General features: G+C 38.0%; 23 protein-coding genes and 1 other annotated feature (1 of these 24 cut by a window edge). Of the genes, 18 read left to right on the top strand and 5 right to left on the bottom strand.

Going from position 1 to position 18,222, the window contains the following annotated elements; all coding sequences use genetic code 11:
* Positions 1-48 (top strand) — a sequence feature (ribosomal protein L21 leader region) (it extends 30 nt beyond the left edge of the window).
* Between the two features lie 12 nt (positions 49-60).
* The 7 genes from rplU (at position 61) to pheA (ending at position 4,558) form a co-directional block, all read left to right on the top strand.
* Complete coding sequence (rplU, locus tag ACSVDH_RS20600) at positions 61-369, top strand: 50S ribosomal protein L21 (RefSeq protein ID WP_299091711.1); 309 nt, start codon at positions 61-63, stop codon at positions 367-369.
* A 12-nt stretch (positions 370-381) separates the two neighbouring features.
* A complete protein-coding gene (locus ACSVDH_RS20595; protein ID WP_439249973.1) occupies positions 382-717 on the top strand; it encodes a ribosomal-processing cysteine protease Prp in 336 nt (111 codons plus the stop codon).
* A gap of 16 nt (positions 718-733) precedes the next feature.
* Positions 734-1,024, top strand: coding sequence for a 50S ribosomal protein L27 (gene rpmA / locus ACSVDH_RS20590; RefSeq protein WP_046515783.1), 291 nt, complete (start codon positions 734-736; stop codon positions 1,022-1,024).
* A gap of 166 nt (positions 1,025-1,190) precedes the next feature.
* Entirely contained in the window at positions 1,191-1,748 is a 558-nt protein-coding gene (locus ACSVDH_RS20585) for a Spo0B C-terminal domain-containing protein (protein WP_439249974.1), read from the top strand.
* Between the two features lie 15 nt (positions 1,749-1,763).
* Positions 1,764-3,047, top strand: coding sequence for a GTPase ObgE (obgE, locus tag ACSVDH_RS20580; RefSeq protein WP_299091698.1), 1,284 nt, complete (start codon positions 1,764-1,766; stop codon positions 3,045-3,047).
* Positions 3,048-3,215: 168 nt separating this feature from the next.
* Positions 3,216-3,659: a transcriptional regulator ThrR gene (thrR, locus tag ACSVDH_RS20575; RefSeq protein ID WP_299091696.1), complete on the top strand. Its 444-nt coding sequence runs from the start codon at positions 3,216-3,218 to the stop codon at positions 3,657-3,659.
* Between the two features lie 14 nt (positions 3,660-3,673).
* Positions 3,674-4,558 carry a prephenate dehydratase gene (gene pheA, locus ACSVDH_RS20570; protein ID WP_299091693.1) on the top strand — a complete coding sequence of 295 codons (885 nt, stop codon included), beginning with the start codon at positions 3,674-3,676 and terminating at the stop codon, positions 4,556-4,558.
* Between the two features lie 68 nt (positions 4,559-4,626).
* Here the strand turns inward: pheA and ACSVDH_RS20565 are convergent, their stop codons facing one another.
* Both ACSVDH_RS20565 and ACSVDH_RS20560 read right to left on the bottom strand, forming a co-directional pair.
* Positions 4,627-5,175, bottom strand: coding sequence for a transcription repressor NadR (locus ACSVDH_RS20565; RefSeq protein WP_439249975.1), 549 nt, complete (start codon positions 5,173-5,175; stop codon positions 4,627-4,629).
* A gap of 71 nt (positions 5,176-5,246) precedes the next feature.
* The gene (locus ACSVDH_RS20560; RefSeq protein ID WP_439249976.1) at positions 5,247-6,377 is read right to left on the bottom strand and encodes an IscS subfamily cysteine desulfurase; all 1,131 of its coding nucleotides are present in this window, start codon (positions 6,375-6,377) and stop codon (positions 5,247-5,249) included.
* Positions 6,378-6,583: 206 nt separating this feature from the next.
* On the opposite strand from ACSVDH_RS20560, the gene nadB reads away from it, so the two are divergent.
* The 3 genes from nadB to nadA are packed head-to-tail and all read left to right on the top strand — an operon-like array spanning position 6,584 to position 10,089.
* A complete protein-coding gene (gene nadB / locus ACSVDH_RS20555; RefSeq protein WP_439249978.1) occupies positions 6,584-8,134 on the top strand; it encodes an L-aspartate oxidase in 1,551 nt (516 codons plus the stop codon).
* 3 nt (positions 8,135-8,137) lie between these two features.
* Entirely contained in the window at positions 8,138-8,968 is an 831-nt protein-coding gene (gene nadC / locus ACSVDH_RS20550) for a carboxylating nicotinate-nucleotide diphosphorylase (protein WP_439249979.1), read from the top strand.
* An 11-nt stretch (positions 8,969-8,979) separates the two neighbouring features.
* Positions 8,980-10,089, top strand: a complete 1,110-nt coding sequence (nadA, locus tag ACSVDH_RS20545) for a quinolinate synthase NadA (protein ID WP_439249980.1) — start codon at positions 8,980-8,982, stop codon at positions 10,087-10,089.
* 61 nt (positions 10,090-10,150) lie between these two features.
* Here nadA and ACSVDH_RS20540 read toward each other — a convergent pair whose 3' ends face one another.
* Both ACSVDH_RS20540 and ACSVDH_RS20535 read right to left on the bottom strand, forming a co-directional pair.
* On the bottom strand, positions 10,151-10,486 hold the full coding sequence (locus ACSVDH_RS20540; protein ID WP_439249981.1) for a hypothetical protein: 336 nt from the start codon (positions 10,484-10,486) through the stop codon (positions 10,151-10,153).
* Between the two features lie 201 nt (positions 10,487-10,687).
* Positions 10,688-10,903, bottom strand: coding sequence for a hypothetical protein (locus ACSVDH_RS20535; RefSeq protein ID WP_439249982.1), 216 nt, complete (start codon positions 10,901-10,903; stop codon positions 10,688-10,690).
* Between the two features lie 331 nt (positions 10,904-11,234).
* On the opposite strand from ACSVDH_RS20535, the gene safA reads away from it, so the two are divergent.
* From safA to ACSVDH_RS20520, 3 genes are all read left to right on the top strand, one after another.
* Positions 11,235-12,692: a SafA/ExsA family spore coat assembly protein gene (gene safA / locus ACSVDH_RS20530; RefSeq protein WP_439249983.1), complete on the top strand. Its 1,458-nt coding sequence runs from the start codon at positions 11,235-11,237 to the stop codon at positions 12,690-12,692.
* 156 nt (positions 12,693-12,848) lie between these two features.
* A complete protein-coding gene (locus tag ACSVDH_RS20525; protein WP_439249984.1) occupies positions 12,849-13,562 on the top strand; it encodes a YhcN/YlaJ family sporulation lipoprotein in 714 nt (237 codons plus the stop codon).
* Between the two features lie 156 nt (positions 13,563-13,718).
* Positions 13,719-13,907: a DUF8096 family protein gene (locus tag ACSVDH_RS20520; protein WP_439249985.1), complete on the top strand. Its 189-nt coding sequence runs from the start codon at positions 13,719-13,721 to the stop codon at positions 13,905-13,907.
* Between the two features lie 94 nt (positions 13,908-14,001).
* On the opposite strand, the gene ACSVDH_RS20515 is transcribed toward ACSVDH_RS20520, so the two are convergent.
* Entirely contained in the window at positions 14,002-14,190 is a 189-nt protein-coding gene (locus ACSVDH_RS20515; protein WP_299091666.1) for a hypothetical protein, read from the bottom strand.
* Between the two features lie 269 nt (positions 14,191-14,459).
* On the opposite strand from ACSVDH_RS20515, the gene ACSVDH_RS20510 reads away from it, so the two are divergent.
* From ACSVDH_RS20510 to queA, 5 genes are all read left to right on the top strand, one after another.
* Positions 14,460-14,981, top strand: coding sequence for an intercompartmental signaling factor BofC (locus ACSVDH_RS20510; RefSeq protein ID WP_299091663.1), 522 nt, complete (start codon positions 14,460-14,462; stop codon positions 14,979-14,981).
* A 194-nt stretch (positions 14,982-15,175) separates the two neighbouring features.
* On the top strand, positions 15,176-15,784 hold the full coding sequence (gene ruvA, locus ACSVDH_RS20505; RefSeq protein ID WP_299087593.1) for a Holliday junction branch migration protein RuvA: 609 nt from the start codon (positions 15,176-15,178) through the stop codon (positions 15,782-15,784).
* Positions 15,785-15,794: 10 nt separating this feature from the next.
* The gene (ruvB, locus tag ACSVDH_RS20500; RefSeq protein ID WP_299087595.1) at positions 15,795-16,799 is read left to right on the top strand and encodes a Holliday junction branch migration DNA helicase RuvB; all 1,005 of its coding nucleotides are present in this window, start codon (positions 15,795-15,797) and stop codon (positions 16,797-16,799) included.
* Positions 16,792-16,992, top strand: coding sequence for a DUF2905 domain-containing protein (locus ACSVDH_RS20495; RefSeq protein WP_299087597.1), 201 nt, complete (start codon positions 16,792-16,794; stop codon positions 16,990-16,992). The genes ruvB and ACSVDH_RS20495 overlap by 8 nt, the downstream gene beginning before the upstream one ends.
* A gap of 31 nt (positions 16,993-17,023) precedes the next feature.
* Entirely contained in the window at positions 17,024-18,052 is a 1,029-nt protein-coding gene (gene queA / locus ACSVDH_RS20490) for a tRNA preQ1(34) S-adenosylmethionine ribosyltransferase-isomerase QueA (protein WP_439249987.1), read from the top strand.
* Positions 18,053-18,222 lie beyond the last annotated feature (170 nt).

The raw sequence follows: 18,222 nt of genomic DNA, 5'->3' as shown, positions 1-18,222 counted from the left end.
AAGCAATGTTTAGACATTCACCTGATTTTGGCGAGTCTGAGTTTATAGGAGGTGCAGAGAATGTACGCAATTATTGAAACTGGCGGAAAGCAACTAAAAGTTGAAGAAGGCCAAGTAATTTATGTTGAAAAGCTTGGTACTGAGCAAGGTGAAACTGTTACGTTTGACAAAGTTTTATTCGTAGGTGGAGACAATGTGAAGGTTGGCAGCCCAACTGTTGACGGAGCAACTGTTACAGGTAAAGTTGAAAAACACGGTCGTCAAAAGAAAATCACTGTCTTCAAATATAAAGCTAAGAAAAATCAACGTAAAAAGCAAGGTCACCGTCAGCCATACACAAAAGTTGTTATCGAAAAAATCAACGCGTAAGGCTGTTTGAATATGATAAATGCAAAAATTTATCGTTCAAATGAGGGACTTATCACATCGTTCATATTATCTGGACATGCTGAATTTGATGAGCATGGTAAAGATTTAGTTTGCGCTGGAGCTTCAGCTGTTACCTTTGGTGCTGTCAATGCAGTACTGTCATTAACAAATATTGAACCACAAATTGAGCAAGGCGAGGATGGCGGCTATTTACACGTGAAATTGCCTGCTGACCTTGACAAAGCAACAAATGATAAAGTTCAACTTTTGTTGGAAGGTATGCTGATTTCACTTCAAACGATTGAAAGAGAGTATGGACAATATATTTCTGTATCGAATATCAACTAAATAGGAGGTGAACTTCATGTTAAGATTAGATCTTCAATTCTTCGCATCTAAGAAAGGGGTAGGTTCGACTAAAAACGGTCGTGACTCTATCGCGAAACGTCTTGGTGCAAAGCGTGCTGATGGGCAATTCGTAACTGGTGGTTCAATTCTTTACCGTCAACGCGGTACAAAAATTTACCCAGGTGAAAATGTTGGCCGCGGCGGTGATGATACGCTATTTGCAAAAGTTGATGGTGTCGTTAAATTCGAACGTTTCGGACGCGATCGCAAAAAAGTTAGCGTATACCCTGTAGCACAAGAAGCATAAGTTTGTAATAAAGACTCTAACCTGAAAATTTGGGTTAGGGTTTTTTTGTTGTAATAAATGACGATTGTTACAATTTCCCTTATGTTCCAAATCAATGTTTGTTATAATTCATAGTACAGCCTAATCAAGACATGCCAAGTTTTCTAATAAGAACTAGGAGAATAAAATGAGTATGAAAAATAATTTAAACGAATGGAACATTGTCGATCTTTTAAGTCATTCTCGTCATGATTGGATGAATAAACTACAATTAATTAAAGGTAATCTATCCCTGCAAAAATATGAACGTGTCAACGATATAATAGAAGAAGTCATTATGGAAGCCCAACATGAATCAAAACTCTGTAATTTGAAAATGCCCGAATTTGCAAGTTATCTCCTCACATATAATTGGAACAAACATCATTTATTGCTTGAATATGAAATTTTAGGGGATGTACGGTCTTTGGAACCATTCGATGAGTCAGTGACCCAATGGAGCAGGAGTTTTTTGGATATACTAGAAAGTACGGTCGATAGATGCAGTGAAAACCATGTGAGCATTACGATCGATTTAGATTCTGATAAAGCTGGGGTTCGTTTCTTTTTTGATTTTAATGGCATAATAAATAAGACAGATCAAATCGAAAATTGGTTAAAAGCAGTTGATCATTCACGATTGGTTGTGAATGAATATCACGTTGATACATATGAGCTAACTACAGTTATTTCATTTGGGATTTAGAACGGAGGAAGACAAATGTTTGTCGATCAAGTCAAAATATATGTAAAAGGCGGCGATGGCGGAAACGGAATGGTAGCGTTCCGTCGTGAGAAATATGTGCCAAAAGGCGGCCCGGCTGGCGGTGATGGCGGAAACGGTGCTGACGTCGTTTTCGAAGTAGATGAGGGTTTAAGAACCTTAATGGATTTTCGATACAAACGTCACTTTAAAGCTCCTCGCGGTGAGCATGGTATGTCAAAAAACCAGCATGGCAAAAATGCACAGCCAATGATCGTAAAGGTTCCTCCTGGAACGGTTGTTACGGATGAAGAAACAGGACAAATTATTGCAGATTTAACTGAGCATGGACAACGTTCAGTCATTGCCAAAGGCGGCAGAGGGGGCCGTGGGAATACAAGATTTGCAACACCTGCAAATCCTGCCCCGGAGCTGTCGGAAAATGGTGAACCAGGTATCGAGCGAAATGTTATTTTGGAATTAAAGGTGTTGGCAGATGTAGGGTTAGTAGGCTTCCCGAGTGTAGGAAAGTCAACCTTATTATCAGTCGTTTCTTCTGCAAAGCCGAAAATTGCAGATTACCACTTTACAACCCTTGTTCCTAATTTAGGAATGGTTGAAACAGAAGACGGTAGAAGTTTTGTCATGGCAGATCTGCCTGGTTTAATTGAAGGTGCTCACCAAGGTGTCGGATTAGGTCACCAATTCTTAAGACATATCGAAAGAACACGTGTTATCGTTCATGTTATCGATATGTCTGGGTTAGAAGGCAGAGATCCTTATGACGATTATGTAACCATTAATGCAGAGTTAAAAGAATACAATCTTCGGTTAACAGAGCGTCCGCAAATTATTGTTGCCAATAAAATGGACATGCCAGATTCTGAAGATAATTTAATGGAGTTCAAGAAAAAGCTTGAGGATGATGTGAAAATCTTCCCGATCTCAGCGATTACTCGCGAGGGTGTTCGTGAACTGTTATTTGAAATAGCTGATACATTGGAGAGCACACCTGAATTTCCGTTATTTGAGGAAGAACCTGCCGAGCACCGGGTAGTATATGAATTTAAAAAGGAAGAGCCGAACTTTGCGATTACTCGCGACAGTGATGGATCATATGTCCTTTCTGGTGAAAAGATTGAGAAACTGTTTAAAATGACAGACTTTTCTCGAGAAGAATCAGTTCGCCGCTTTGCTAGACAGCTTCGTGGTTTAGGTGTTGATGAAGCTTTACGTGAACGAGGAGCACAAGACGGTGATATTGTAAAACTGCTTGATTACGAATTTGAGTTTGTTGAATAATGATTTAATATTGTGCCTGAGAGCTGATCATTTGGCTCTCTTTTTTGTACGAAGGTGAAAACTTTATGTCCTTCTCATCGTTTTAAAAAATAAATTAAGAAAAAAGAAGAAATTTAGCTAATATTGTGATAAATTATCTACATTAAGAAAAATGTTGGGAGGGAGAAAATGAAGGACGCTACGTTTTTTTTAGTTCGTGAAGATATTTTGCCGGAAGCGATGAAAAAAACTCTTGAAGTAAAGAAGTTAATAGAAAGAGGAAAAGTAGATTCTGTAGCCGAAGCTGTTCAGCGTGTGGATATGAGCCGCAGTGCTTTTTATAAATATCGTGATGCTGTATTCCCGTTCCATACAATGGTAAAAGAAAAGCTTATCACACTTTTTTTTCATCTTGAGGACCGCAGTGGTACATTATCCCAATTGTTATCGGTTGTTGCCACTGCTGGATGTAATGTGTTAACCATTCACCAAACCATTCCCATTCAAGGACGTGCAAATGTTACACTCTCTCTTAATACGAATGGAATGACAGAAGATATCAATCGCTTGATGGCTAAGCTCAGAAGATTGGAATTTGTTGAGAAAGTAGAGATACTTGGCCAGGGAGCATAAGGAGTTGAAGATAGTTGGCATTAAAAATAGGCTTTTTAGGGCCAAGAGCAACATTTACCCATTTAGCTGTGCAAGCATTTTTTGGAGAAGAGGTTGAGCAGGTAGGGTTTACCACGATTCCTCAGTGTATTGATGCTGTTGCGGATGGTGAAATTGATTTTGCTGTTGTTCCTACTGAGAATGCATTAGAAGGCTCTGTTAATTTAACATTTGACTATTTGATACATGAACGACCATTATACATAGTCGGAGAAATTGTTGCACCAATTGAACAGCATTTGATGGTTCATCCAGCAAGAGTAAAGGATTGGGAGAACGTAACTCGAGTTTATTCTCACTCACATGCGATTGCCCAGTGTCATAAGTTTTTGCACAATACCTTCAAAGGGATAATCTATGATTATGCAACATCAACAGGAGCGGCAGCAAGCTATGTTAGCCAGCATCCAGAAGAGCCTGTAGCGGCGATAGCAAATAGACTTGCAGCAAAAGAATATGGGTTAGAAATTGTAAAGGCGAATATCCATGATTATCACTATAACCATACGAGATTTGCCATTTTAAATCCTTTAAAAAATAAGGAATATTGTAGTCCGTATTTAAAGCCTGATAAAGAAAAAACGACACTGATGGTGACATTGCCTTCAGATCAGCCAGGGGCATTACATCAAGTGTTATCAGCATTTACATGGCGGAAGCTAAATTTATCAAAAATTGAATCAAGACCGATGAAAACAGGGTTAGGCAACTATTTTTTCATTATTGATCTTGATATGCTTGTCGACGAAATCCTTATACCAGGTGCAATTGCTGAGCTTGAAGCTTTAGGCTGCAGTGTAAAGCTGCTTGGGTCTTATGAAGGATACTCGATTAAACAAAATATCGAAAAAGAGGTTTAGTACCTTTTTTCAAGAAACCAGGTGAATCAAAAGTCACCTGGATCTTGAAATGTTGATCCTGCTGTTCTTTAGTCCTTAACTATAAATCCCTCTTTATCAAGTTCTTCACATGCACGATCTAGTTTTTCCAGTGAATCAGCTTGCAAGGTATGCAAATGAAGCCCTTCTGTTAATTGTGATAAATAAACAGAATTAGAGTGGTCTATTTTTTTGATGAATTCATTTACATCATTTCGATTACCTACCATAACAGAGGCTGTTAATTCGCCATATACTTGATGCTCAACAATGACATCCTTTACAAACACACCATGATCAACAAGGATGGTTAATTCTTCTCTTGTCCGTTCAGGGGCATGCTTACAGGCAATGATCCGTTCAAAAAGGTTAGAGTGGTCATTTTGCTTTGATAAAAACACATATCCCTGGCTTGTCGCCATAATGGGGTAATTTTTAGCTTTTAAAAGGGAAATATCCTGCACAATAACTTGTCTGCTGACATTTGCTTTTTTGGCTAATTCTCCGCCAGTAATCGGCTTGTCTGTATTAGAAAGCAATTCCAATAACATGGCTCGTCGCTCATCTCCTAAAATTTTTTCCGTCTTCACAAAGATCATCCTTTCAACAATTCGATTAATATATTAACTAATGACCGCTTTTTTCCCGATTAAAAGAAGCTGCCAGTCTCTTAAAAATGTTCGATGATGTTAATAAGAGTTCGTGTAAATGATTCCAGCTCTTTAGCCTTTGTTTGCTCCCCTAATGATATTCTAATATATTGCTTTGCTTTTTGCTCGTCAATTCCCAAGGCAAGAAGTGAGCGGGGAGGTGCTTGCATGCCGACTTGACAGGCACTTCCAGTTGAAATGGCAAAACCATATCGGTTGCATTCAAGCATCAAATATTGTCCTTCAATTCCATTGACAATCACAGGTAAAATATTCGGAAGGATATGCTCACTGTTTTCATTTAAAAGGATTAGTTTGTCTTTATATGGCTTGATTGCGTGTATGAATTGGCTTCTCAGCTCTAGATAATGTTTTGTATGTTCATTCATTTTATCTGAGATATCTTTTGCTGCAGCAGCGAACGCGGCAGCTGCGGGAACATCTACTGTCCCAGGACGGAAGCCTGACTCATGGGTCGTTCCGGGAATTACTGGCCTCCAGTATGCGGAAGAATCGATATAGGCAGCACCGATTCCCTTCGGTCCATAAATTTTATGGCTGGAGATAGAAATGGCATCAACATATCCCTTTTCCACATGGATTGGCAGTTTGCCAAAGGTTTGAACACAATCACTATGAAATAAAATTCCTTGCTTTTTTAAACATAGACCGATTTCTTCAATCTGCTGAATAACACCAAGTTCAGAGTTGCCATGCTGAATGGAAACCAATCCCGTATGATCTTTAATCTTGTTTATCACATCTTCAATTGAGATTTGTCCATGTTTATTTGGCTTCAAGAAGCTAACTTCGAAGCCCTCTGTTTGCAGTCTTTTAAAAAAAGTATAAAGTGATGAGTGTTCAATTTGGGTCGTAATAATATGATTTTTAGATGGATGAATTCCATTTAATAGTGATTGTATGGCCAAAATATTCGCTTCACTCCCGCTGCCTGTAAAGTAAAGCCGTTTTTCGTTCCCGCCAATCATATTTGCAATAAGCTTTTTCGAAGCCTGTAAAGTCCTTGCGGCTATATCGCCAATATCATGTAAACTGCTTGAGTTACCAAATGCATTTTTTGCTGCCTTCATATATATGTTTAACGAATGATCACTCATAGGAGTCGTCGCTGCGTAATCAAGATAGATCAATGGTTTCACCTCATGTTTTTCATAATCTATGAAATCTTATAATTAAAAAAATGGATTATTGTCATGTTCTGATGGGAAAGTCATCGTTTTTTTATACGTATCCTTAAGGAGTAAATTCTAATCTTATAAAAAAACTCTTGTCATTATTTTAAATATATGTAAATATAGGTGTCAAGACAGGTGTAAATTTACTGGGGGTGCCATGTATGCCTCAATCAGATGTCATTATCATTGGGAGTGGAATCGCAGCCCTTTCTGCTGCATACCACTTACGACATAAACAAGTAACACTTATTACGAAATCATCTTGGAAAAAGAGCAACTCAATGCTTGCCCAAGGTGGAATAGCCGCTGTGATTCATAAAAATGATTCCTGGAAAAATCATTTTGAAGATACGTTAGTGGCAGGGTGTTATCATAATAATCCAACAAATGTTGAGTATCTTGTCCAAGAAGGCCCGAATGAAATTTTGGAATGGTGCCAACGAGGCATGAGATTTGACTGTGATCAAAATGGTCAATTTCTTCTAGGGAAGGAAGGGGCACATAGCCATCATAGAATAATCCATGCCGGAGGAGATGCAACAGGAAGAGCCATTACCGAGTTTTTATATCAAGCAACAAAATCCTCGGTAAGAATCATAGAAAATGAAATGGCAACAGAATTAATTGTTGAGCAAGGTGTATGTTGCGGTGTTTTTACTAAGAGAATAGATGGAACGATTAAACGGTACTTGGCAAGTAACACGATTATAGCAAGCGGTGGATGTGGGGCTGTCTATGGCCATACATCAAACGCCGATGTGATCACAGGTGACGGGATTGCTATGGCGTATCGGGCAGGAGCGGAAATTGCTGATATGGAATTTATCCAATTCCATCCGACGATGCTTCAAATTAATGGGCAATGTGTTGGACTCATTTCAGAAGCTGTTCGCGGTGAAGGAGCTGTCTTGATTAATCAGCATGGAGAAGCGTTTATGGATAAGCTCCATCCACAAGCAGATTTAGCGCCTAGAGATGTCGTTTCAAGAGCGATTTTTTTCGAGATGAAAAAGGGGAATGAAGTATTCCTTGATATATCCATGCTTTCAAATTTTGCAACGAGATTCCCAACGATTTCACGGATGTGTAAACAACATGGTATTGATTTAAAACATGGGAGAATACCCGTAGCACCAGGTATGCATTTTCTAATGGGAGGAATTCGCACGGATGAGAATGGCGAAACAAATATTAGGAAATTATTTGCAATAGGTGAAGCTGCTTGTACGGGAGTTCATGGTGCAAATCGTTTAGCTAGCAACTCTTTATTAGAAGGACTTGTTTTCGGAAAAAGAGTCGCCGGCCATATATTATCCTTACCCTTTGATCAACCTGTAATGGCCGTTGATGATAGCATGGAATTTGCAAGTACAGATAGCTGTGAATTACCGACAAAGAAACAAATTCAAGGCATTATGACCCGATATGTTGGAATTCAGCGAACGGAAGCAGAGCTAACATATGCGGTAAATTGGTTTGAGAGTTATCAGAAGCAATGCTCTTTTTGGGAATTTAATGTGAAGGATTTCACAACTCAGCAAATTGAAATCATCAATATGATAACAATCGGCTGGCTAATTTCCACCTCGGCATTAAACAGAACGGAGAGCAGAGGCGGACATTTCAGAATTGATTTTCCTGACATGAATGATAAAGAATGGCAAAAAAAGCAGCTGATCCGAACAAAAAATGAAATGTACGTAGGGGTGTAGCGGATGAACGTGATTAAATTAAAAAAGAAACTTGAGGAATTTTTTCTAGAGGACTTAGGTGAATTGGATGTTTCAAGTCAAACGATATTTGGTCCTGAAGCAAGGGGAGAGGCTGTCATAATTGCTAAGGAAAATGGAATTTTAGCTGGAATTGATGTGATTCAAACAGGTTATTCCTTATTTCAGCAAAAGGTGGATGTAACCTTAAAAAAACGTGACGGCGACAAACTTACCAAGGGTGATATTATCGCGGAAATCGAGGGACCGGTCGGCACGATTTTGAGCGGGGAACGAGTGATATTAAATTTATTGCAGCGGATGAGCGGGGTTGCAACCTTAACAAATAAGGCAGTAAATCTCCTTCAATCAGATCATACAAGAATTTGCGATACAAGAAAAACATCTCCCGGTTTGCGAATGTTTGAAAAATATGCTGTCCGTTGCGGCGGTGGTTTTAATCATCGCTTTGGCCTTTATGATGGGGTCATGATTAAGGACAATCATATCGCCTTTGCAGGTTCGATTATAAATGCTGTAAAAGAGGTAAGGGAAAAAACAGGTCATATGGTGAAAATTGAAGTGGAAATTGAAACCGAAAAGCAGCTGCTAGAAGCAATTGAGGCTGAAGCAGATGTTATCATGTTTGACAACCGCTCACCAGAAGAGGTAGCAAAATTTGTTGAACTAACGCCAAAACATATTGTGACAGAAGCTTCTGGGGGAATTGGACTAAATAATTTAGCTGATTTCCGTCATACAAATGTCGATTATATATCCTTAGGTATATTAACACACTCATATAAATCGTTAGATATAAGCTTGAATGTTAAATAGGAGGTCAGAAAATGGAATTATTAGATATTCTTGAACATGAGAAAAGAGAAATGATGCCAGAATCCTATAAAACACGTACAACGGAGGAAATGGAACGTCGCGTACGCGAAATTAAAGAAAAATTCGGCACAAGGCTTTATATTCCGGGGCATCATTATCAAAAAGATGAGGTTGTGCAGTTTTCTGATGTAACAGGTGACTCCCTGCAGCTAGCACAAGCCGCTGCAGCCAATAAAGAAGCTGAATTTATTGTGTTTTGCGGTGTTCATTTCATGGCTGAAACGGCTGATATGTTAACTACTGAGAACCAAAAGGTGATTTTACCAGATATGAGAGCTGGCTGCTCAATGGCTGATATGGCTGATATTGAACAAACCGACCGGGCATGGGAGGAGCTCCAGCAATTGTTTGGTGATACGATTCTTCCTTTAACCTATGTAAACTCTACAGCTGCCATTAAGGCTTTTGTTGGAAAAAACGGCGGTGCAACAGTCACCTCTTCAAATGCCAAGAAAATGTTAGAGTGGGCATTTACTAAGAAGGAAAGAATTTTATTTTTACCAGATCAGCACTTAGGAAGAAATACAGCGTATGATTTAGGGATTTCGTTAGAAAAAATGGCGATCTGGAACCCAATTCATAACAAATTAGAATATGATGGGAATATTGAAGAGGTCGTTGTTATTCTTTGGAAAGGCCATTGCTCAGTCCATGAAAACTTCACAGTGAAAAATATTGAACATATTCGCAAAACAGAACCGGATATGAACATTATTGTCCACCCGGAATGCAGTCGTGAGGTTGTTGGCTTATCTGATTATGCAGGCTCAACAAAGTATATTATTGATATGATTGAAGCAGCAGAATCAGGTACAAAATGGGCGATCGGAACAGAAATGAACCTTGTAAACCGTTTAATTCAGCAAAACAAGGACAAGAAAATCGTATCATTAAATCCTTATATGTGCCCGTGTTTAACAATGAACCGGATTGATCTCCCACATCTCCTTTGGGCGCTTGAAGGCTTAGAAAAAGGAGAAATCACGAATCAAATTGTAGTGCCTGAGCAAATAACAAAGGATGCCGTTTTAGCACTTGACCGCATGCTTGCAAATGTTTAAATACAAAATTGGGTCAGTCCCTCTATACTGGAGAACTGACCCTTATGCTTTCAAAAACTCCTTATTTTACCTCAACAGGATTTGAATTTTTAGGGATTACAGCTTTAACTAAATGCCTGTCGGCAATCACCTTCCAATTGTTATCTGCCTTATAAACAACGTATTTTATCATGTTTACTTGTTTGCCATTTATGACGGAAATGTCAACAATCGATGCTGTATTTGTTAGAGTGGTTACATTATGTATGTTATATTCAAGCGCCGATATTCTATCACGATTATCTATTTGCTCATGATCTTTATTAAACTTTCTAGCATACTTCCTTAATGCAGCTTCATTCCCTGAATGAATGCTGCTAAAATAACCTTTAATTCCGTTAAGCATACCAATATTCATCGTTTTTTCCGCTGCTTGCTTTCGATATACACCTTTTACAATTCTCCATTTTCCTTCTTTTTTAATAACTGGGAATGTCTGAACAATGACTTGGTCTTCAAAATCTAAATGTACCGATGCTAAAGCAAGGTCACTAGAAACAACAGTAAGGTCCGTTATTTCTGCCTTTTGTAAAGGATTTTTCTTGCAAAATGTTTGATCTTAACTACTACGATCGACATTCTGAATGTCGATTGAATACTTCGACATTTTGTCCGTCTTGCAGTTTTTTTGAGCATTAAAAAATTGAATGGTTGCATTTAAAGCATTGTTACGCATTGCAATTGTAACTGATTCCTTTTCCGCTGCTTCTACATGAATTTCATTATTAGGTACAATCAAATTTATTAAAACAAATGTCATCACTATTTTAAGCATTTAACCAATCCTTTAAGTATGATTGTAGTATTTTTCCTCCTTCATTTTTATTTATGTATATAAATCATGAAAGTTTTGCGGTTAATAAAATGTCCTCATTAAGCATAAAAATGATAAAAGTGGATAGGTTTATCCAATTTTTAATACGAGTTTAATCATATTTTCTGTTTTTTCTTCATAAATTGTGATGAAGATTAATGACATCATGCTTATTGTTTATGAGGTGGAAAAACATCATCGATTTTATCATTAGTTCGATGAGTCAGAAGCCCATCAGTATAGAAAAAAGCTTTCTGATGGTTATTTATTTTTATGTTTAGGAGGGAAAGCGTTGAAAATTCATATTGTTCAAAAGGGCGATACTCTTTGGAAAATTGCAAAAAAATATGGGGTTGATTTCGAAGAGTTAAAAAGTATGAACACCCAATTAAGCAATCCTGATTTAATCATGCCTGGAATGAAAATTAAAGTACCTTCTGGTAATGTAGCATTAAAAAAGGAAGCACCAGTGAAAAAAGAAATGCCGATTAAAAAAGAAATGCCGATAAAAAAAGAAATGCCGATAAAAAAAGAAATGCCTAAGGTTGAACATCCTTTTGCAAAAGAAAAACCTAAAGAGGCAGTAGATGTAGAAGATACAGCACCAAAAGATGTAAAAACGGAAAAACCATCAAAACCTTATATACCGCCTGTACCTAATATTCAGCATCCGGTATATACTGGAATCGATATGAATAATTATTATACGGTGAATATGGCTATGATGCCGCAAATGCCAAATCCGCAATTGCCGCCAAAACCGGATAATGTATTACCAGATATAATGAAGGATGATGAAGACATCTATAAAGTCCCAGCTAAAGAGCTACCAAAAGATTTACCTAAAGAACAGCCTAAGGAGCAATTTAAGGAGCAGCCATATTACACATCACCATTACAACAAGAGGAGGATTCAAAAGATATGGCAAATATGCCGAATCTACCGAATATGCCTTACATGCCAATGCCAACAAATGTTGCACCAGCCATGTATCAGCCACATTGTGTAGCACCACAATATATGGTACCTGTTTCACCAGTATTATCTGGCAGTGGATTATGTCCACCAGGACCATATTTTCCAATGCCATATGGTTTCGGTCCGGCAATGCCGCAACAGCCATACCCAACCGCAGTTAGTCCTGCGGAATATGAAGACGATGTTGATGAACAAGGTCCTTATGCACCAAATATGCCATATCCGCAAGCTGTTGCGCCTGCTGCACATTACGGTCATGGGTTCCCAGTAAATCCATATGCAGGTGTACCGGTGTCTCCAGTATTACCAGGTCCGGGATTTCATCATCCTAGCCAAGTTTTAGGAGCATACGATGATCCGTATGATGACGATGATTATGAAAATGAAGCCCTTTCTCCAGCATATGACCAGAAGGATTGCGGGTGCGGCGGACCTGCTCCGCAGATGAGTCCATATCAACAAATGCCACAGTATGGCTATCCAATGCAGCAGCCATACGGAGGCTATCCAATGCAGCAGCCGTACGGAGGCTTTCCAATGATGCAGCCAGTTGGCTATCCAATGCAGCAACCATTTGGTGGTTTTCAAGGACAACAATTCATGGGTCCACAAGGGCAACAATTTATGGGTGACCAAGGACAGCAGTTTATGGGTGCTCAAGGGCAACAATTCATGAGTCCACAGGGGTTTTCCCCAGAGCAAATGGCACAGGGCGGGCAAATGTTTGAAATGCCTGATTATGACAGCAGGGAAGATAACGACGAAGATTAAACCGATTAAATTTGCAGAGGTAATGGAGATACCTCTGCTTTTTCCTGTCTCCAATATTACCGTTAACTAACAGATTGATTTCCCTGTAAAAGGTACAAGCTAGTTAATGAGCGCGATATTGTGCTCTTTGAAAGTACCTACAGGGGGGGAATCGTATTGATAAACAAGAAAAAAGCTTCAGCATTTACAGCTATCGCACTTCTTACATCGGGTTTAACAGCCTGTAATAATAATGAGGGTGCATTAGATACAAGGTATAATGATAACACTCAACCCATGGGTTACTATTCAAATGAAGATACCAATGTGGATAATGAAGGTCCAGTAACGGAAATGATGGATGGTATGAATAATGAAAACAATTATTTCCGTAGGGTTAATAATCGTAATAACAACCAAAATATGGACAATCCAACAGTTCCTTTAGGTGACCGGGATGATGGACTTGTTCGAGATAATCGATTTAGACGTACCGATACAAATTACCATGGCCATTTAAATCAACAAGGAAATAATGATCGTGAAGATAATGAAATCTCACGAAAAATAGGCGCTTCTGTTGAGAAAATGAACAATGTTGATGATGCACGTGTCTTGGTTACTGAAAATAGCATTTTAGTTGCAGTTAAAACAGATGCTGCTAATGAAAACAATTTAAAGAATAAAATCAAAAATAATGTTCGTAAAATGGCCGATGGTCGGGATGTTCAGGTTGTGACAGATCAAGGAACCTTTACCCGTGTTCGTAACATAGATAATAATATTCAAAATGGTGTTGACCGCACAAGAATTGATGATGATATAAACAATCTTATGAATGATCTTGGAAATGCAATGCAACGCCCATTCAATGGAGATAGAAACGAATAAAGGCAGCCTCAAAAGGGTCTGACTTCCTAAAAACCGATATGGAACTAAGTTCTTATATTGTGTTTGGGGTCGACCCTTTTTATTATGATAAAACGAACCATAAAATATGGTATGATATATGAAGTTTTTTTAAAATTTTATGTAGCAGGTGATCGAATGGAAGACAAAGAAATAAAACAAGAAACAAAAGGAATTGATACATCGATTGTATATGATTTTAAACAATACCCTGACGAGATCAGCGGCCGCTGTGATAATTGCGGGAATACTTTATTTAAAAGTTCTGTTAAGGATTTCATTTTTCTAAGGGAATGCAGGGCATGTGGGATGAAAAAGAGCATTTAACCTGAGTGTAAAGATTATGGAATTCCCAATAAAAAAGTCACTCAGTAAAGGGGAATTGGCTGTACCTGAGTGACTTTTAATTTTCTATATAAAACTAATTATTTGAAAATAAATATCTTATGCCTTTATAAATAAGAACCGCTGAGAAAACCAAAACCGTTAATACTCCAACAACTGTAGTAAATGGTGCAATACTAGCTAAAAATGTTCCTGCTAATGGCACCTTAATTAAAGCAAAGCCTGATAAAATTGCGGCTAAATATAAGAATATCCAACTATTCATTATAACCCCTCCTTTATTAACAATATATGAGCTTAAGTAAAGGAAGCGTAATGAAATAGCCTATGGAAGAAATGAATATTTAAAAGTGTTATTCTCTATTATTTCTAGAGTTTAAAGCTTATCAGATGTTGTGGAAGGTTTTGGATTGCGTAATTTAGATGATAAGTTGGTTAAAACTTCTATTATTGGTCACAATATAATTGAACAGAACCAGATTAGATTCAAATGATAGTAGGCTTTTGAAGAATTTAATGATCGAGGTGAGATTGATGAGAACGTTTCATCTAAGTCGCATCCTTACCGTTTGCAGTTTGATTTTTATGTTCGGATTGTATCCAAACGGTAACCAAGTAATAGCTTTCGAAAAAATAGGTGATGAGCCGTTAACGGTAAAAGTGGTTTTGCAACGGGTTTACTTAGATGGAGAATTAAGTGAAGAAGTAACAAATGAAACCATTCTCTCGATGGAAGATTTTTGGGCTGCATATGATAGCTGGCAGTTAATTGATCAAAGTAAAGAAAGGATTGTTCTTCAACGAAAGGTTGATGATATTTCGCCATTGTTAAAAACGAATGGATACTTTGGAATTGATGGGGATGGGGTATTATCAATATTTAATGGAAAGCCTGAAACAAAGGAAGTTATTCAATCTTTCTTTCAAATAGATGTTAAAAAGCTCGAAAGCCGCAAGCACGACGAATTAATCCAAGGTATTCGAATTCATTCTAAAGATCAATTTTTAGAAGTGTTAAAAACATATGAAGCCTATTCAAAAACGGAAAAGAAATAAGGAAAGCTAGCTTAAAGATGAATATCTTTTAAGTTAGCTTTTTTCAGTTATCTGAAAATTACCATCTAGAGGCTATTAGTGGTAAGATAGATATAGAACAATTGTACGGAATCTGTTTCAGTGTCATCAAAAATTCTTCTGATTAGCGGATTTTTTTGATACAATGGGGTACAGTCGCAGAAGAGGTGAATATGTTGATTGAATTTATTAAAGGGTATGTTGATCATATAACCCCTGAGTATATTGTCATTGATCATCATGGTTTAGGATATCAAATCCATACTCCAAATCCGTTTAGTTATCGAAAAAGCAGACAAGAAGAAATAATTATTTATACATATCAGCATGTACGTGAAGATGTATTGGCTTTATATGGTTTTCAAACAAGAGAAGAAAAAGCTCTGTTTATGAAGCTGCTTAATGTAACAGGAATAGGTCCAAAGGGTGCATTGGCAATCCTTGCCTCTGGTAATCCTTCCCAGGTTATTGAAGCAATAGAAAATGAAAATGATACATTTTTAGTAAAGTTCCCTGGTGTAGGGAAGAAAACTGCTCGGCAAATTATTTTAGATTTAAAAGGAAAGCTGGGAGATGTTGCTGCACTATATGCACCAGATTTATTTACACATGAAGTAATGGAAGTAAAACATGCAGCCAACCATGCAATAAATGAAGCGATTGAAGCATTAAAGGTTTTAGGCTATGCTGAACGTGAAATTAAAAAAGTTGTTCCGTCCTTACAGGAAGAGAATTTGACAACAGATCAATATGTAAAAAAAGCATTGCAAAAGCTATTGAAGTAAGGTGATAAACATGGAAGAACGCCTAGTTTCCAGTGAAGCAGATTCTGGAGAAACTTTTATAGAACAAAGCTTAAGGCCGCAGAATTTAGCGCAATACATTGGACAAGACAAGGTAAAAGAAAACTTAAAGGTGTTCATTGAAGCAGCTAAAATGCGCGGTGAAACATTGGATCATGTTCTTTTATATGGTCCCCCTGGATTGGGAAAAACCACATTAGCAACGATAATTGCCAATGAAATGGGAGTTAATATTCGAACAACATCAGGGCCGGCAATTGAAAGACCTGGTGATTTAGCCGCAGTTCTAACAGCGCTAGAGCCAGGAGATGTATTGTTTATTGATGAAATTCATCGTTTACATCGTTCGATCGAAGAAGTGCTGTATCCAGCAATGGAGGATTTTTGTCTTGATATTGTCATTGGGAAAGGTTCATCAGCTAGGTCTGTTCGTTTAGATCTTCCGCCTTTCACACTTATCGGGGCAACGACAAGGGTGGGTTTATTAACCGCTCCGCTTAGAGACCGCTTTGGCGTATTAAGCAGATTGGAATATTATAATGAAAAACAACTTGCACATATTATTGAACGGACAGCAGATATCTTAGGAATTGGTATTGAATATGATGGTGCGATAGAAATGGCAAGAAGATCTCGGGGCACCCCGCGGATCGCGAATCGTTTGTTAAGGAGAGTAAGGGATTTTGCTCAAGTAATAGGTAACGAGACGATCACAAACGAATTAGCAGTAGGGGCTTTGGAAAAGCTTCAAGTAGATAAATTGGGATTGGATCATATCGATCATAAGCTGCTTTTAGGGATCATTGAAAAATTCAGAGGCGGTCCGGTTGGAATTGATACAATTTCGGCAACAATAGGAGAAGAGTCACATACAATTGAAGATGTTTATGAGCCATATTTGCTGCAAATCGGATTTCTCCAACGAACTCCGCGAGGAAGAATTGTAACAGATCTGGTCTACCGTCATTTTCAAATGGAGGTTCCGAAAAATGACTGATTTTCCTAAATTAATGATGATAATTGGTGGTATTCTATTAGTTGTAGGTTTTTTTATGCAATTTATTGGAAAGCTTCCAGGAGATATCGTGTTTAAGAAGGGGAATACAACCTTCTTTTTCCCGATTGTTACATGTATTGTCATTAGTATTGTTTTATCATTGATATTTTCGTTTTTAGGTCGATTCAAATAATGTAAGTGATTATAGAAATTAGGTGAATGTGTTGAAAGTAGATTTATTTGATTTTTATCTGCCAGAAGATTTGATTGCACAAGTTCCTTTAAAGGAAAGGGATGCATCAAGGTTAATGGTTCTGCAAAAGGAAACAGGTGAAATTGAGCATCAAACGTTTAAGTCCATCATTGATTATTTTCATCCTGGTGATTGCTTAGTATTGAATAATACAAGAGTCATGCCGGCAAGACTTTTTGGTGTCAAAGAGGATACGGGCGCAAGCATTGAAATCTTATTGTTAAAGCAGCAAGAGGACGATGTTTGGGAAACGCTGGTTAAGCCGGCGAAAAGGGTAAAGGAAGGCACGGTGATCACATTTGGTTCAGGTAACTTAAAAGCTACTTGTGTGGGAACAAGTGACCATGGCGGCCGCTTGCTGCAATTCGACTATGAGGGGATCTTTTATGAGATTCTTGATTCTTTAGGGGAGATGCCGCTGCCTCCATACATAAAAGAACAATTAGATGATCGTGAAAGATACCAAACGGTGTTTTCTCGTGAAATTGGATCTGCTGCAGCCCCAACTGCAGGTCTGCACTTTACGGAAGAAATTCTTGAGCAGCTTAAGGATAAAGGCGTTCATATTGCATTTATTACACTTCATGTCGGCTTAGGTACGTTCCGTCCGGTAAGTGCGGACTCAGTTGAAGAGCATGAAATGCATGCCGAGTTCTATCAAGTAACAGACGGCACTGCAACTCTGTTAAATGAGGTCCGATCTAATGGCGGCAGAATCATTTCTGTTGGGACAACATCGACAAGAACACTTGAGACAATTGCGTCCAAGCATGATGGAAAGTTTGCTCCAGAAAGTGGCTGGACAAATATTTTTATTTATCCAGGCTATGAATTTAAAGGTATTGATGGAATGATCACAAATTTCCACCTTCCTAAATCTTCTTTAATTATGCTTGTCAGTGCTTTAGCATCAAGAGAATATGTCATGAATGCTTATGAAACAGCAGTAAAAGAAAAATATCGCTTCTTTAGCTTTGGCGATGCAATGCTTATTATTTAACGTTGGCTGAAATTTAGCTTTAGTATCGTTACTAGGAAGATTTCATAAGAAAAGAGTGTATATTGCATAATTGTACTTAGTTTTAGTGTTAGCTCCAGCGTCTAGCCACTCTTGAATTGAAGGCAAAGAACTCATTCAATTCATGACCGTATTATGCTTTTTAAGGGCTA

The organism is Metabacillus sp. Hm71, from assembly GCF_051842955.2.
Lineage (GTDB): Bacteria > Bacillota > Bacilli > Bacillales > Bacillaceae > Metabacillus.
Note: the sequence above shows the minus strand (reverse complement) of the source record. Positions and strands in the feature narration are given on the sequence as shown.